Origin of the sequence: Bifidobacterium sp. ESL0690, assembly GCF_029392315.1 — a bacterium.
Taxonomy (GTDB): Bacteria; Actinomycetota; Actinomycetes; order Actinomycetales; family Bifidobacteriaceae; genus Bifidobacterium.
The window spans coordinates 1,642,726-1,658,952 of the sequence record NZ_CP113939.1 but is presented as its reverse complement, the minus strand read 5'-3'; the positions used below and the strand labels follow the sequence as shown (position 1 = coordinate 1,658,952).

Annotated in this window: 8 protein-coding genes and 1 pseudogene; 8 read left to right on the top strand and 1 reads right to left on the bottom strand. The window is 55.7% G+C overall.

Annotation, left to right across the window (positions count from 1 at the left end; genetic code table 11):
• Positions 1–158 precede the first annotated feature (158 nt).
• From OZX62_RS06635 to OZX62_RS06600, 8 genes and pseudogenes are all read left to right on the top strand, one after another.
• Positions 159–1,409 carry an MFS transporter gene (locus tag OZX62_RS06635; protein WP_277175439.1) on the top strand — a complete coding sequence of 417 codons (1,251 nt, stop codon included), beginning with the start codon at positions 159–161 and terminating at the stop codon, positions 1,407–1,409.
• Positions 1,410–1,469: 60 nt separating this feature from the next.
• Positions 1,470–5,162, top strand: a pseudogene (locus tag OZX62_RS06630) (DEAD/DEAH box helicase); the annotation flags it as partial.
• A gap of 1,750 nt (positions 5,163–6,912) precedes the next feature.
• A complete protein-coding gene (locus tag OZX62_RS06625; RefSeq protein WP_277175438.1) occupies positions 6,913–7,611 on the top strand; it encodes a lantibiotic protection ABC transporter ATP-binding protein in 699 nt (232 codons plus the stop codon).
• Positions 7,608–8,432 carry an ABC transporter permease gene (locus tag OZX62_RS06620; RefSeq protein ID WP_277175437.1) on the top strand — a complete coding sequence of 275 codons (825 nt, stop codon included), beginning with the start codon at positions 7,608–7,610 and terminating at the stop codon, positions 8,430–8,432. The genes OZX62_RS06625 and OZX62_RS06620 overlap by 4 nt, the downstream gene beginning before the upstream one ends.
• Positions 8,429–9,256, top strand: a complete 828-nt coding sequence (locus OZX62_RS06615; RefSeq protein ID WP_277175436.1) for an ABC transporter permease — start codon at positions 8,429–8,431, stop codon at positions 9,254–9,256. The genes OZX62_RS06620 and OZX62_RS06615 overlap by 4 nt, the downstream gene beginning before the upstream one ends.
• Entirely contained in the window at positions 9,253–9,966 is a 714-nt protein-coding gene (locus OZX62_RS06610) for a response regulator transcription factor (RefSeq protein ID WP_277175435.1), read from the top strand. The genes OZX62_RS06615 and OZX62_RS06610 overlap by 4 nt, the downstream gene beginning before the upstream one ends.
• A 1-nt stretch (position 9,967) precedes the next feature.
• Positions 9,968–11,566 (top strand): HAMP domain-containing sensor histidine kinase, encoded by a 1,599-nt coding sequence (locus OZX62_RS06605; protein ID WP_277175434.1) that lies wholly within the window; start codon positions 9,968–9,970, stop codon positions 11,564–11,566.
• 534 nt (positions 11,567–12,100) lie between these two features.
• Positions 12,101–13,282 carry an MFS transporter gene (locus OZX62_RS06600; RefSeq protein ID WP_277175433.1) on the top strand — a complete coding sequence of 394 codons (1,182 nt, stop codon included), beginning with the start codon at positions 12,101–12,103 and terminating at the stop codon, positions 13,280–13,282.
• 127 nt (positions 13,283–13,409) lie between these two features.
• Here OZX62_RS06600 and OZX62_RS06595 read toward each other — a convergent pair whose 3' ends face one another.
• Positions 13,410–16,142 (bottom strand): DNA topoisomerase IV subunit A, encoded by a 2,733-nt coding sequence (locus OZX62_RS06595; RefSeq protein ID WP_277175432.1) that lies wholly within the window; start codon positions 16,140–16,142, stop codon positions 13,410–13,412.
• Positions 16,143–16,227 lie beyond the last annotated feature (85 nt).

The following is a 16,227-nucleotide window of genomic DNA, read 5'->3' as shown; positions in this document are numbered from 1 at the left end:
GTGTTTTCAGAGTTGCGGATATGTCCCATATCGTGAGATACGGTCGCTTGGTTGTGTCGGGCTCGTCCCCACCTGTATGAGAGAATGAAAACGTTGTCTTTGGACGGCTGAGGAACCGCCAAAGCCTGAAACCGTAGTCATGGCCCAAAGGAGCTATCGTGACCAATCTGTTGCTGGCCGTCATATACCTCGCCTTCATTTCGCTGGGGCTTCCTGACTCGTTGCTTGGCGCCGCGTGGCCCAGCATGCGCCCGCAGATGGGTGTGCCGCTTTCCTGGGTCGGCGGCATTTCGATGATCATCTCGGCTGGCACTATCGTCTCAGCCTTGCTTTCCGACAGGATGACGCTGCGTTTCGGCACCGGCAAGCTGACCGCCGCCTCGGTAGGACTCACCGCCGTAGCGCTGTTCGGGTTCTCCGTGGCACCCAATTACTGGGTACTTGCCTTGATTGCGATTCCTTATGGTCTTGGAGCCGGCGGTGTGGACGCGGCACTCAACAACTACGTCGCCATCCACTACGCGAGCCGGCATATGAGCTGGCTGCACTGCATGTGGGGTATCGGCGCTTCCGTCGGCCCATACATCATGGGATTCGCGCTTTCCAAGGGTCAAGGCTGGCCGTGGGGGTATCGCTACATTTCCATCATCCAGATCGTGCTGACGGTGATTATCGTCTTCTCGCTGCCGCTTTGGAAAGGCCGAAAGGATGTTCCGGCGGCGGCCGGTTCGGACCAAAGCGAGGGCGAAGCTCCTGTCGATGAAACCGAAGCCGTTGCGGAAACCGAAGCCAAGGCTGAAACAGAATCCAAGTCCGTCAAGCCGTTGGGCGTGCGCGGGGTGCTCGCCATCCGCGGTGCCAAAGAGATCCTCGTGATGTTCTTCTGCTATTGTGCCATCGAAACCACCTCGGGCCTCTGGGCCTCGAGCTACATGGTCGGCCACGACGGCATCAGCAAGGTCACCGCTGCAAGCCTGGCGAGCCTGTTCTATCTGGGCATCACCGCAGGTCGTGCGCTGAGCGGGTTCATGACCATGAAATTCGATGACCCTACGATGATCCGCATCGGCCAGGCCGTTCTTGGCATCGGCATTGTCGTGATGCTCATTCCGTTGCCTGGGCATGCTGCCACCGTTGTCGGCTTGATTATGATTGGGTTGGGCTGCGCACCGATTTACCCGTGCGTTATCCATTCCACCCCTGCCTATTTCGGTGTGGAACGCTCGCAGGCGATTGTCGGGGTGCAGATGGCCTGTGCTTACGCGGGTTCTATGATTATGCCTCCCGTCTTCGGCCTCATTGCCCAGCATATTTCGATAGCCTTGTATCCGTGGTATCTGTTGGTGTTGCTGGTGCTCATGGTGGCGATGCACGAGATGCTGCGGCGCAAGGTGGGCCATAAGACCTGATATCTGAGTGTTCCGGATAGTTTAAGGGCAACGTCGTGAGGCGTTGCGATAATCGAACATATGTACGAATGTCTGGATCTGTTTTCGCCGCCTACCGCGGCGTGGTTCAGGCATGCGTTTGCCGCGCCCACCGATGCTCAGCAAGAGGCATGGCCACGTATCAAAGCGCGCGAGAACGTCTTGGCGGTCGCGCCTACCGGCTCCGGCAAGACACTGGCTGCGTTCCTTTCCGCCATTGACAGGTTGATTGGCGAACAATTATCGAAGCGTGATGAGTTCGTAGCCGAATCCAAAAAGACAGACACAGCTGGAGAGCAATCAGGCAGGTTCGCTGAAACCGATGACTCTCATAAACCGGCGGCTAAGTCCAAAACGACTAAGTCCGGCAAATCCGGTAAGTCGGGTGTCAAAGTACTCTATATTTCACCGTTGAAGGCGCTGGGAGCAGACGTCGAACGCAATTTGCGGGTTCCGTTGGAAGGCATCGCCGCGCAATGCGTTGCGGAAGGACTGGAACCGCCTGACATCGATGTGGCGATTCGTTCGGGGGATACCACGGCCAAGGAGCGTCGCCGCATTGCTACGCATCCGCCGGATATCCTGATTACCACTCCCGAATCGTTGTATCTGCTCCTGACTTCGAAGGCGCGTCGCATCTTGAAAAGCGTCGAGACCGTAATCGTTGACGAGGTGCATGCGCTCGCGGCCACCAAACGTGGGGCGCATCTGGCGTTGAGCCTGGAACGACTCGATTTGTTGACCGGCCGGAAGGTGCAGCGTATCGGTCTTTCGGCGACGGTCAATCCGCCGAAGGAAGCCGCGTTCTTCTTGGGTGGCGACCAGCCGGTCACGATTATCGACGCTACGGACCCGGTACATATGGACTTGAAGATTGTCGAACCTGTCGCGGATATGGGTGCGTTCGGAACTGCCTCGGATGACGAGGGCGGATTCCATGTCGGCGGCGCTGGTGGAAAAACCGGGATGCTGAGCAAAAGTGCTGGTAATAGCGGTGGGGGCGCTCATCACATTAGTGGTGTCAGTCCCGCCATGCGAGCGCTGGCTGAGGCTCGCAAGAATGATGCAACCGGCGATTTGGACATGCATGCAAGCCGATACCGCGAAATCGAAGCGGACATCGAGGATTCTGGCGAATCAGGCCAGGCCGCGAATCCGAAGGCGATTGCAGTTTCAAATTCGGATTTCTCGGATAAGGATGGCCGACTCGATAGTTTAAATTTGCCTGTCAAACACGGTGATTATTCCTCGCCGAATGCTTCAGCCTCTCATTCCATCTGGCCGGCAGTCGAGCGCAGCATTCTCGACGAGATTCTGAGTCATCACAGCACATTGGTGTTCGTCAATTCGCGCGGACTGGCCGAGCGGCTCACTGCGCGTATCAACGACCTGTACGCCGAAACCGAATGTGGCGTCGAAGTCGACAATCGTTCCTACGGTGACGGCAAACATTACGATTCCGTCGTCGGTTCTTCCACGGCGCTGGTCGGCTCGCACCCCAAAAGCGAGACCATCGCCATGGCCCACCACGGTTCCGTCTCCAAGGAACGACGCAAGGTCATCGAGGATGATCTGAAACACGGGCGTCTGCGCTGCGTGGTCGCCACCAGCAGCCTCGAACTCGGCATCGATATGGGTTCGGTCGATATGGTTATTCAGGTCGCGCCGCCCCTGTCTGTTTCGTCCGGTCTTCAGCGTGTTGGCAGGGCCGACCATCGTGTCGGCGGAGTCTCGCACGCGCTGTTCTATCCGTTGACCCGTCAGGAACTCATCACTTCCACGGCAACCGTGGAAAGCATGAGACGCAGTGAGATCGAACCGTTGGCTGTTCGTCATAATCCGCTCGATATTCTGGCTCAGCAGACTGTCGCAGCAGCGGCGATGGACGATCTGAAAACTGACGATTGGTATGCTGCCGTGCGCCGCACCGCGCCGTTTGCCACGCTTTCGCGAGACATGTTCGACAATGTCATCGGCATGCTGACGGGTGCCTATAATTCCGAGGAATTCTCGGCTTTCCGGCCTCCACTGCAACTCAATAAAGAGGAAGGCATCATCTCCGCTCGTCCGGGAGCTCAACGCCTTGCCGTCACCAGCGGTGGCACCATTCCCGACCGTGGCACCTACACCGTCGTCCTGCCTGAAGTCGATGCCGGTTCGGGGCGCAAGAAGGTGGGGGAGCTTGATGAGGAGATGGTCTACGAGTCCCGCGTCGGCGATGTCATCACGCTTGGCACCTCGACTTGGCAGATTGACGAAATCACCAACGACCGCGTGGTGGTTACTCCGGCTCCGGGTCGCACCGCGCGTCTGCCGTTCTGGCATGGGGAGGGGCCAGGACGTGATGCCGGTTTCGGCGCGTTGCTGGGCGCGTTCGTCCGTGAGATCGGCAACGGCCTGATACCGGCGTCATCGTCAGTGGTGGATATATCACAATCTGATAACGATAACGCTGAGACATTTTCTACTGATACTTCGTCGGATGTTGCTGACTTGTCGGGTTCTTCAAAGCATACTGACAGCAAATATTGGAGCGACGATGGCGAGCCGCATTTCGATGCATTCACCGAGAAACGCTTACGCGACAACGGTTTGGACGACAATGGCAGAGCGAATCTTGCGCGTCTGCTTGCCGAACAAAAGGTCGCCACGGGAGCGCTGCCCACTGACAAAACCATTGTCATCGAGCGTTGTCAGGACGAGGAAGGTGACTGGAGAATCATCTTGCATTCGCCGTTCGGCCGTCGTGTTCACGAACCGTGGGCGCTCGCCATCACCAACCGGCTCAAGCGCAAGTATGGCTTTGACGGCCAGACGTATGCCACTGATGACGGTATCGTGGTGCGATTGCCCGAGCAGGACAGCCATGTCAGTGCCGCTGAACTCTTCCAATTCGATGCCGACGGGCTGCTGCGTGACGTGGAAGAGGAGATCGGTGATTCGGTGCTCTTCGCCACTCGATTCCGCGAATGTGCCGCCCGTTCGCTTTACATGCCGAGGATGAACCCCGGCAAGCGTGTGCCGTTATGGCAGCAACGTCTGCGTGCCTCTGAGCTCTTGGCTGCGGCCAAGACCCAGCACAATTTCCCGCTGGTTCTGGAAACCGCCCGCGAGTGCCTGCAGGATGTCTATGATCTGCCGGCATTGAAGACGTTGATGACCGGTATCGATGACGGCAAAATCGAGATCGTTGATGTTGAGACGCAAAGCCCATCGCCGTTCGCGCAGAACCTGCTCTTCGGTTTCGTAGGTTCTGTGATGTACGAGTACGACTCGCCACAGGCCGAACGTCGCGCTTCGCTGTTGGCGATGGATCCGGAAGTTTTGGAGGAGCTTCTGGGCAGCGGGCATATCGCCGACGTCCTCGATCCGAAAGCCATCGAGCAGGTCGAGGACGAACTGAGTCATCGGCAGTTCTGGAATGAGCTCGACCCTGATGATATTAACGGAAGAATGGTTCGTTTCGCCAAGACCCATGGGCCGTTTACCGCTGATGAAGCTGTGAGGGAACTTGGCTTGGACGCAGCCACGGTCGTTCATGAACTTGACGATCTGAAGGCCCGTGGCGTGCTCATGACCGGGACGTTTGTCAAAGATTTGCCAAGTCCGCAATATCTGCACCGCGAGGTGTTCCGACGGATTCGCTCGCGCTCACAGACGTTGACCCGCAAATCTTTGAAACCCGTCAATCCTGAAATCTATCAATCGTGGCTACTTGTCCGGCAGGGAATTGGCACAAAAACCGGCGAAGGTGCTTTTGCACATGGTTTCGGCGATAAACGGCATCTGATCCGTGATGAGCAGGAAGCCGATGACGAAGCAATCGAAGATGTGCCATCGGAGATTCGGGCTGCCTGGCCGCGCTTTACTGGAACGGATGGCCTGTTGCGCGTCATCGAACAGCTGGAGGGCATGCCCTTGCCTGCTGCAATGTGGGAGTCGTCGGTATTTCCCGCCAGAGTGCCTGATTTCGACACATCCATGCTTGACGAGCTGCTTTCAGCCGGTGAAGCGATTTGGGTAGGGTCCAAGGACGAAAACGCAACTGTTAGTCCAGAATCGGCCATGAAGCCCGGCAAAATCGCGTTCTATCTTGCCGATTCGCCGTTGCTCACAAGTATCAATGATCAGCAAGATTTGCATGGTCGACCGGCTGATGAAAACATAAAACCCCAACTTCCGCAGAATTCGTCGGTTGACAAGCATACTGACAATAGCCGGTTGCAAGCTGATACTGTTCCTGCCGATCAGGAAAGTTCCGCCGACAATGGCATCGTCCCATTGCTGGCTCTTGGAGGCTCCTATCGTGCGGAGCAGCTGGAACATCAATGGCAGCTTCAAGGTGGAGACAAACCGCAGGAGGTCGTGAACCCTCTGACCGGAGAAGTACGAATGTCATCTGTCGGCGACTCTGGTTTCGAACGTGCAGTGTGGTCATTAGTGTGGCAAGGGCAGGTCACCAATTCATCATTCGCCCCGATTCGTGCATTGCTGCAAAATGGCAGCGGTTCTCAATCTTTGCGTCGTTCATATGCAAGAGCATCAATGAGCCGTCACCGGCTATACGGCCGCGCACGAGTGGAACGTCGGCCGCAATTGCCAGGGACGTTGGCCGGTCTCTGGTCGGCGGTGCCGAAATCTGAGGATGTGCGGCCGGAACAACGTGCCATCACGCAGGTCGAAACCCTTCTTGACCGTTACGGCATCATCGCACCGCCTCTGATGGATATGGACCCCGAATCCTTAAGTTTTTCGGATGTCTATCCGGTCTTAAAACAGATGGAAGCCACCGGCACGTTGGTTCGTGGCATGTTTGTGAAAGGCTTGTCGGCGGTCCAATTCGCCGAACGCGCCACGATCGACCAGTTGCGTCAGTGGCGTACGCAAAACGCTCCGTTCGCCGTGGCGTTGGATGCAGCCGACCCAGCCAGTCTCGCCGGTGGTGCCGTCGCATGGCCATCGTTAAATGCACCAACGGATGTTACGGAAGATTATGGGGATAATCCAGACGACCCCAATCAGGACAAGAATTCTTCAATGGTTCGTAAGCATGGAAAACCAGTTCAACCGATGCGCAAGGTCGGTTCCATGGCCATCTTCATCGAAGGCAAGCCGATACTCTACGCCATTCCGTCCAGCCACCATCTGCGGTGTTTCAAGGCCACCGATTTCGAGCTGCAACGTGCCATCACTCAGCTGGCTGATACCCTGCGCTCGCAGTATGAATCAGGTCGAAGAAGTGAGAATAAACGTGGCAGCGTCACTTTCCGCGATGTCAACGGTGAGCCTCTTACGGCCTTGAACCACTATACGCAACTCCTGCGTACCGCCGGTTTCACTCCGTCACCGCAAGGCATGAAACTCTATCGATAGAGCAAAAGTCTTGATAGCTGGACCTTGCACATCTTAATATTTCTTTATTTTCGCCTTTTAGTCTGAAATTGACCCGATAAAAATACGGTATTTTCGCTAAAAGGAGGGAACAATGTCTCGACTGAAGTTGCAAACCGTGGGATTGAGCAAACGGTTCGGTTCGCAGATGGCCGTGAATGAAGTAAATCTTCATGTCAACGAGGGTGAAGTCTACGGTCTGTTGGGGCCAAACGGCGCAGGTAAATCGACCACGTTGAAAATGATGACTGGCATGTTGCATCCGAGTGGAGGGGAAATTCTCGTCGATGGCCATCCTTGGTCACGTCGCGATTTGTACCATATCGGAGCGCTCATCGAGGAGCCGCCCTTGTATCCGAACCTCACTGCTCAAGAGAACCTGCGAGTGAGAACTCTTCTACTGGGATTGCCTGAGACTCGCATTGCGGAAGTCCTCTCGATCGTTGGTCTGCCAGATACCGGTGGCAAACGGTCTGGCCAGTTCTCCATGGGGATGAAGCAGCGGCTTGGCATCGCCTGTGCTTTGCTGGCCAATCCGGGGCTGCTGATTCTCGATGAGCCCACCAACGGTTTGGATCCCATCGGTATCGAAGAGCTGCGAAGGCTTATCCGAATGTTGCCACGTCAGGGAATAACGGTCATTATTTCAAGCCATATTCTCTCGGAAATCGCTCAGGTGGCTGATTGTATCGGTATCATTGCCGACGGTCGGCTGGCCTATGAAGACCGATTGGATAAGAATATCAATCTTGAAAAGCTCTTTATGGATGTCTGCAGGGAGACGAGCCGATGAACAATCCTCAATATCAAAGAAACTACTACATCGACGTAAGACAAGCGCAGGCCGCGATAAGCCCGAACCGGTTGCCATTTACCAGAATCTTGAAAGCGGAAAACCTCAAAAGCCGACGTTCGCCCTGTCTTAAACTCGCCTTGATCATGCCGTTGCCGCTCGCGTTTCTGGGTTTGCTTATGGCCGTTTCTACTCCGAAAGCGCTCTTGGCGACCTATGCATGGAATTATTGGGTGTTCCTGCTGTGTCCCATCATGCTCGTCCTTATCTGCAGCACGACAGCTAATCTTGATCGCAAGCAGCATCTGCGCACGATATTGGCTCTTCCGATAAATCCCGCGCGGATTTGGTTGGCAAAATGCTGCCGAGTGGTCATGTTGCTGGTTCTGTCCAATTTGGTGGTCTGGGTGCTTACTACGGTCTTTGGCTCGGCTTTTGGGCTACAGGTCCCAAAACCTCTTCAGGGGTTGGCAGCAGTCTTCTGTAGTACTGTGATGCTTTCCTGGATGGTTCCCGTCAGTTTATGGTTGGCCACGTCTTTGGGCAATCTCGCGGGTATCGCCATTCCTTTTCTCATTGAATTGGCGGGATCCGTTTTGGCCGGTGGAATATCTGTTTGGTGGCTTATTCCTCCTTGTGGAATCATGCGTGTCATCGCTCCGTTGATTGGTGTACTTCCGGACGGCAGTCCTATCACTGCCGGTGATCCGCTCAACTCGTTCGGCCTGCTCAATTGGCTGGCGTTATTGATGGCGCTGCTCATTACGGTCGTGCTCGTCGCGTTGACTGCTGGATGGTTTAGCCGCAGGGAGGCGAGATGAGCCGGGGAAAGATGAGCCTGTTCAGGGCGACACGTGCGGAATCGTTGAAAATGAAACGATCCATGCTGGTCTGGGTTCATGTAGGAGCAGGTGTCGCGGCAGGAGGACTCTGCGGAGCGTATTTTGCGGTCGCTTCCTGGGACACCAGTTATGGGACGGATGCCTTCGTACAGGTTCTTGGCGCAGTCCTTCCCCTTATGGTGGGGTTGGTATGCGGTCTGGCGGTGGAAGCCGAACAGGACGCCGGGGGAATGGCTAATCTTCTGCAGCTGCCAACACGGCGGATAGCATTGGCAGCGAAACTAATCGTGCTCGTGCTGTGGGGTCTGCTGGCACTTGCTCTGGCTGTGGGGCTGTTTGCGCTGATACTTTTGGTCGCCGGGCGCAATCACTTGCCGTTGCAAGTCTGGCTGGTCGCTGTCTTTGGTCTTTTGCTCGGTTCGCTCAGCAGCTACCTGATCGCTTTGTGGCTGGCTTTGATAGGCGGGCGCAGCCTTGCCATCGGAATCGGCGCCTTGGGCACCCTGGTCGCTGTCATGTCCGTCGGAGGGGTAGCGCATGGCTTGGTTGCCGGAAAACTGACGGCGGGACAATCCAGCATGGTCATGTCGTGGATGCCTTTCACCTGGCCCACCAGATTCGCCAGTCTTGCCGTTGAATATGGGATATCCGGTCAATATCACATGGGACAGGAAATTAGGCGACAACTTGGCGCGGCTTTATATGCTAATCTGTGTGCGTGCAGCGTGGTTACGGTTTCGCTTGCTACGATTTTGCTGGTGTGGATCAATTGTTTTGAAAATCGAAGAGGACGAAGCGTATGAACGCGCGTACAGACGATTCCGCTCATGCCCGGATATTGGTGGTTGATGACGAGCCTGCCATCACTGCCATGCTTTCCGCGATGTTGAGTAAGGAGGGCTATTATCCAACGACCATCAATGATTCGAGAAAAGTCAAAAATCTGGATTTGGAACATTTCGATGTGATGTTGATCGATGTGATGATGCCTCATTTGAACGGGTTTGACTTGGTGGGCCAAATTCGCGATCGGGTGGATTGTCCGATCCTTTTCCTCACCGCGAAGACCAGTGAGCAGGATGCGGTGGACGGATATGGTTTGGGGGCGGACGACTATATCCGAAAGCCTTTCGGCAAAGCCGAGCTGATGGCCAAGATAGCCGCTCACATCAGACGCTATCAACACCAACATCATCGGGCTTTGATTGTTGGCCCATATCGATTTGATTTCATTACCGAAGCATTGACTTACGCGGGTGACTCTGTGTCGCTCACCGGTGCCGAATACCGGATCTGTGAGTATCTGGCTCGTCATCGGTCGATGGTGGTGAGCAGACGGACGCTTGAGGAGATCCTGTACGAGGAAACCGACCATTCGGATTCATATCCATATAATGGTGGCGCACAGGTGATTGCCGTGCATATCAGCAATATAAGAACGAAGTTTAAGCGCTGGGGCGTTGACCCGATTCGTACGGTAAGGTCCAGCGGCTATCAATGGATAGGATGCTGATATGTCGGTTTCCGACGGACGGACGCGAGACAAGAATAAAACAATACGGTTTATTCAGCCGATAAGTCTGCTTATCATACGATACTTTCTGTATATCCTGGTCGGATTGGCCGGGTTGGCTATGGTCTACGCGATATTATTCAGCAATCTCGTCGTTATCTGGCCCTCCTCATGGGCGAATAATCATATTGATGCGACCATGGACTCGCTCACGCTGAAACACGCACGTGAGGTCAATGATGATGATATTCCTTCCGCCTATCACTGGCAGACGATGACCAAGCAGGGTGAGCCCATTGCCGGGGACATGAGTCCTCAGATGACATCGAGCGCTCGCAAGGTGATTTCGTTGTCCAAGCAGCAAGATGAATTCGGTAAGGGCTTTGTCTCTCTGGTGGATGGCAGACTAAGCGACGCCAGTACTCTGTTTTACCGGGGATTCCGACTTGCAGATGGCAATTGGTGTGTGCTCGCCTATAATACCCATCCCCAGTTTGTCAGCAGACAGTGGCGCGATCATTTGCCAAATCCCGATATCATGGCTTCCGTCATCGGCATAGCGGTATGTACGTTGCTGGTTGTCGGTGTCGCGATTCGTGCCGGCAGAAGCGTCACCAAAAGGTTGCGGCCTTTGCAAGATGCAGCTCAATGCGTTCAAAACGGCGATCTTCATTTTGTCATGGCACAGACCGATGTGCGTGAGGTCAACGTCCTGCTACGTGCTTTCGGCGATATGCGTGATGCATTGAACCGGTCTCTGACCAAACAGCGTGAGGCTCGTCAGACGCAGGAAAGGCAGATATCTGCTCTGGCCCATGACATCAAGACGCCGTTGACGATTATTCGGGGCAATGCGGAGCTGCTTCAGGAAACCTCATTGGACGATGAGCAGCAGTCCTATGCCGCTTCCATCATCCGAGCGAGTCAGCGGGTGGATGGCTATGTGCAGGAAGTGCTCGACATCACCGTCAACAAAGCGGAGTCGAGCAAAACGCAGACTTGTAATCAAGAGCGGGACCTGCAGTCACCGGATAGAGACGAGAAAGCCGAGCTTGTGCCCGTACGGCAGTTCGTCAAGCAACTTCTGGGGGAGGCCAGGCAATATATCGCTCTGGCAGATCTGAAGGTTCGCATTGTTGCGCACGGAGTTGATGGTATTCCTGAAGACAGTGATTTAGAAACAGGCATTGCCGGTTCTGATATGGAAGATACGGAAACGAGGAATATTACTTCCACCACTTACGTATTCATCAACCGACAAGAGGTTACCCGAGCCTTTATGAACATCGTAAGCAACGCGGTCTCTTATGCGCCGCAACATTCTGTCATAACGTTTGTCATCGTCAATGGCAAACAGAATCTGTTGTTGAACCTTAGGGATAACGGGCCAGGGTTTTCTGAGGAATCGCTGCGGCATGGTACGGAATGGCTGTATCAAGGCGATCACAGCCGAAGTGATTCCGCCCATCATGGAATGGGTCTCACCACAGCCGCAGCCATCATCGAGCGTAATCAAGGACATCTTACGTTGGGAAACCAATCCCAAGGCGGAGCGTCGGTGACCATCTCGTTGCCAATCAGGTCAGGAGAGACCGCATGAAAAGGAAAGCAAATGTTATGGCAAGGGATTGGTTTTGCTTTCGTAAATATTTATCAAGTGACTTAGGAACCGGGATTGTCTAGACCTTTTAGGAAACGTCGACGACGACAAATACGAGCGTGAATGGTCGCACCCACACCGCAGGAAATGAAGTTCTACGGGTAATCATAAATAGATAACGACAGGCAACCACAAAATCGACAGAATTGAATATTTATTGAGTCTGTGATAATGTCATTGACATCATTCTGGTACATGCAACTGGTGGTGTATGTACTGTAAAAGGCACCGTAATACTATTGAAGAAGATGGTTAAGGTGTCGGTAATTCTGCCTTCTATCAAAACCACGTCCTGTTTGGACGAGATAACTAATGCTACTGTGGCATGTAATCCTCGTTTGGAAGTACTGGTAAAGAACCCAGACGTTGGAACTCACCGCTCGCGAGTAGAAAATGCAATTGCGGGTGGTCGCAATACCGGTCTGGCGCAGGGAAGATCGATTTCGGTTGCTCGAACGGTCGGGGTTGATACCGATGACGAGTGAGGATCGTGGTTATTCGCTGCTGCTTGTCGTCGTGGTCACCGGAATGACGACCTATATGCTCTACCCGTTGCTGACCGTCCAGTTGCTGAAACAGGGATTCGATGCCGCCGATGCCGGCCTTATCCTCGGTGTGCTGTCCGGGGTCGGCCCGTTGTGTTCGTCGGTCTGCGGGCAGGTCATGTCGAGAACCGGAGCAAAGCCCATCGCGGTTGCCGGTCTTGCCTTGCGTGCCTGCGGATTGGCCGTGTTCGCCACCAACGCCACGTTGCCCGTGTATCTGCTATGTTCCGCGGCGGCATCGCTGGGAAGCAGCAGTGCCAGTCTGGCGGTCAAGACGGAACTGATGCGCCGCGCCACATCGCGTAGGATGGTGACCTTGCGGTCGATGGCGGTGAACTCTGGCGCATTGGTGGGGCCGGCGGTTGGTGCAGGTCTCTTTGCGCTATTGGGGTTCAGACGTTTGGTATTCGTATCGATTGCGCTGTATGCCGTTCTTGCGTTGCTGATGACCTTGCTAAGATTCAGTCCGCCGGAGGAATCGCGCAAGGCATCCAAGGGTTCATCGGCTGCGCAAGACTGGCGTGAGCAGAGCCGGAAGCTGTTCGGCCGTGCTAGCGCCTTCCCGATTCTGCTGGTATTGACTTTCATCTACTGGACCGTCTACGCGCAGTGGTCGCTGGTCGTGCCCATCGGTTCCTACGCGGGGTTCCATACGCAGACCGCCTCCAATGCGGTGTATATGGGCAATGCGGTCTTCATCCTTCTTTTGCAATATCCATTGCTGGTGCATGCGCTCGGTAAGGTGAAGGACACTACGATTCTGCTTTTGGGATTTGCTAGCTTTGTGTGTGCATTCGGTGTCTTGCTGATTCCGACCAGTGCGTTGCAGGTTGTGGTTTTCGCTTTGTCGTTCAGTCTTTCGGAACTGTTGATCAGCCCGACGCTTGATCTGTTGACGGGGAAGATCCGTGCGGTAGATTCCATGCTTGGCTGTGCGTACGGATGGACCGGCACTTTTTCAGGCATTGCCTCATTGGTGGGCTCGTTTGTCGGCGGATGGCTCATCAAAGTGTGCAATGGGATTTCCGGAGTGCCGCTTCTCTGTCTGCCTCTCGTGGCCTGCTCATTGTTGCTGATTATGTTGTTCAAAAAGAAGGAGCCATCACTATGATGCATTTTCCCTGTTCGAATATAAGCGTAATGCAATAGTAATGTGACGTAAGTGCTCAGATAAAACAATATGGCCGCAATCTGGACAAAGAATTCAGATTGCGGCCATATAAATTATCAATTCATTTTTATGCCACGTACTCGATCGGTGCAGGGAGATCAACGCCTGAGGCATCGCGACGCATATCCGGCTTGGGCAGCTCGACAGGTGCGCCACCAGACGTGCTGGCGTAGAGCGGGTAGGTGCCGATGGCTGCGCAGGTCAGAGTGTTCTGGCCCTTGAGGAAGCGCTGGGAACGTACGCCGCCGGTGCCGCGTCCCTTGGTCGGGTACATTTCCAGCGGGGTCACCTTGGCCGCCCCGGTTTCGGTACCAGGCAAGGCGCCGTCATCGCCGGCAACGGTGAGTATGACGGCTCCTGAGGCCGAATACAGACCGTTCTCTCCTTCGTCGTAGGTCCAGGCGATTTTGCCTGCCGACACCACGTTGAAGGCCACGACATGCTGATCTTCGGCCAACCTGATGCCGTTCATGCCACCTGCAGTGCGGCCTTGCGGGCGCACCACCTTGGTCTCAAAGGTCAGCAACGAGGAATCCGAGGAGATGAAGACGATACGGTCGTCGTCGGCTGCGGGTGCGGCGAATACGACGACGTCCCCGTCCTTCAAATCGATGACCGGCCAGGAATCCATGGTGCTGGGGGACTCTCGGTTCCAACGCTTGACGATGCCATTGCGCGTTCCGATGGCCAGCGGGATGTTGGTGGTGTCGGAGGCGTTATCGGAATCAGATGATGCAGTCTTCTCGGAAACATCGCCCATGGCAATCGCTGCCACGACGTGTTCGCCCGCAACGGGCTCGGTGCTGGTGGTCATGCCGAGCAACTCGTCGGCATTCACGCCGCCGGAGACGTTCAGATTCTCGCTTGCAGGCAGCGACGGCAGGTCGGCGACATGAGCCAGAACCAAGCGCCCTGCAGAAGTGATGAGCCCATAGCTGGAAAGCGTTGTGCTGGCGAAGATGGAGACGATTTGATCGTCGTGCGCACGCTTGCCGTTCGCTTCGCGCGTCTGCCAGAGGTCGACGGCGCTTGGCGAGGTGCGTGCGATGAGTCCGGTGGCGCTGAGCATCACGGCGCAAGGTTCGTCATCAAGACGCAGTGCCGCCGTAGCTTCCTCGACCTTGCCGGCCTTCTTGGCCTTCTTCGCAGCTTCAACATCCTGTGCTGCCTGCGAAACGGTATTTTCCACGCGAATTGCGGCCAAAGCGGAAGAATCCGGGTTGGCGTTGGCACCATCGTTCGCTGAAGCAGAGGAAGCCAGTGAACGCACCGGCGTCAGACTGCCGTCCTCGTGACGTTCCAGCAGCACCGTGCGTCGCGGGTCGCCCCACTTCTCCACGGCCTCGTCCATCTCGGAAACGATGACCTCGTCAAGCCGCTCGCCCGAGGCGAGGATGGCGTTGAGCTCATCGATCTGCTTCTTCAAATCGTCCTGTTCGGCCTCGAGCTCGATGCGGCTCATCTTGGTGAGTCTGCGGAGACGAAGATCGAGAATGTATTGGGCTTGGATCTCGTCCAGATCGAAGACGGCCATCAAGCGTGTTTTGGCGGCGTCAGCGTTGTCGGAGGTGCGGATGACCTGGATGACCTCGTCGATGTCGACCATGGCGAGCAGCATGCCTTCGACCAAGTGCAGCCGTTCCTGCGCCTTGCGAAGGCGGTATTCGCTGCGCCGGTGGATGACGTTGCGCCGATGCTCCACCCACACTTCGAGCATTTCCTTCAAGCCCATCGTGTGCGGCCGTCCGTGGACGAGCGCCACGTTGTTCATGGTGAAGTTGTCTTCCAATGGCGTGTTCTTGAAGAGCTGGGCGAGCACGGCGTTGGGGTCGAAGCCGGTTTTGATCTCGATGACAATGCGTGTGCCGTTGTGGCGGTCGGTCAAGTCGATGGCCCCGGAAACGCCTTCGATATGGTGGTTTTTCACACCTTCGGAAATGCGTTCGAGCACGCGTTCGGGGCCGACCATGAACGGCAGTTCGGTGACGACGATGGCTTTTTTGCGCGCGGTCACGTTTTCGATATGGGTGGCAGAGCGGGTGGTCAGCGTTCCACGCCCGGTTTCGTAGGCGTCACGTATGCCGTCGCGTCCGATGATGATGCCGCCGCCTGGCCAGTCCGGCCCGGGCACGTAGTCCATCAGTTCGTCGAGCGTGGCATCGGGATGCTTCATCAAATATTTCGCGGCGGCTACCACTTCGCCGAGGTTGTGCGTGGCCATGTTGGTGGCCATGCCCACCGCGATGCCCGAAGCGCCGTTGACGAGTAGGTTCGGGATGGCGGCCGGCAGCACGTCCGGTTCTTTGAGCTTGTTGTCGTAGTTGGGGGAGAAGTCGACGGTATCCTCGTCGATATTGGCGTTCATCCCCAGCGCCGCGGGCGCAAGCCTTGCCTCGGTGTAACGCGAGGCCGCGGGTCCGTCGTCAAGCGAGCCGAAATTGCCGTGCCCGTCCACCAGCGGCAGACGCATCGCAAACGGCTGGGCCAGACGCACCATGGCCTCGTAGATGGAGGAGTCGCCGTGCGGGTGCAGTTTGCCCATCACTTCGCCGACGGCGCGGGCGGACTTCATATACGGCTTGTCGGGGGTCAGGTTCATCTGACCCATCTGGTAGATGATGCGTCGCTGCACCGGTTTGAGGCCGTCGCGCGCGTCGGGCAGGGCTCGCGCGTAAATCACCGAATAGGCATACTCGAGGAACGATTTGCTCATTTCCTCGTCGAGCGGCGTTTCGACGATGTTCTCCTTGACCGTGTGCGGGTCATAGGCTGGTTTGGCCGTTTTGCGACGTTGAGCCATACTGAAAAGCACCTCTATCTACTAAAAGACAATCCGCTTTATCATACCGGTTGCCCTCGTCGGAGACCTTGCCGCACCTGCCGTT

Bases quoted from the DNA above. Each gene is read 5' to 3' on its own strand.
- OZX62_RS06625 (WP_277175438.1), top strand. From the start codon at position 6,913: ATGTCTCGACTGAAGTTGCAAACCGTGGGATTGAGCAAACGGTTCGGT.
- OZX62_RS06620 (WP_277175437.1), top strand. From the start codon at position 7,608: ATGAACAATCCTCAATATCAAAGAAACTACTACATCGACGTAAGACAA.
- OZX62_RS06615 (WP_277175436.1), top strand. From the start codon at position 8,429: ATGAGCCGGGGAAAGATGAGCCTGTTCAGGGCGACACGTGCGGAATCG.
- OZX62_RS06610 (WP_277175435.1), top strand. From the start codon at position 9,253: ATGAACGCGCGTACAGACGATTCCGCTCATGCCCGGATATTGGTGGTT.
- OZX62_RS06605 (WP_277175434.1), top strand. From the start codon at position 9,968: ATGTCGGTTTCCGACGGACGGACGCGAGACAAGAATAAAACAATACGG.
- OZX62_RS06600 (WP_277175433.1), top strand. From the start codon at position 12,101: ATGACGAGTGAGGATCGTGGTTATTCGCTGCTGCTTGTCGTCGTGGTC.
- OZX62_RS06595 (WP_277175432.1), bottom strand. From the start codon at position 16,142: ATGGCTCAACGTCGCAAAACGGCCAAACCAGCCTATGACCCGCACACG.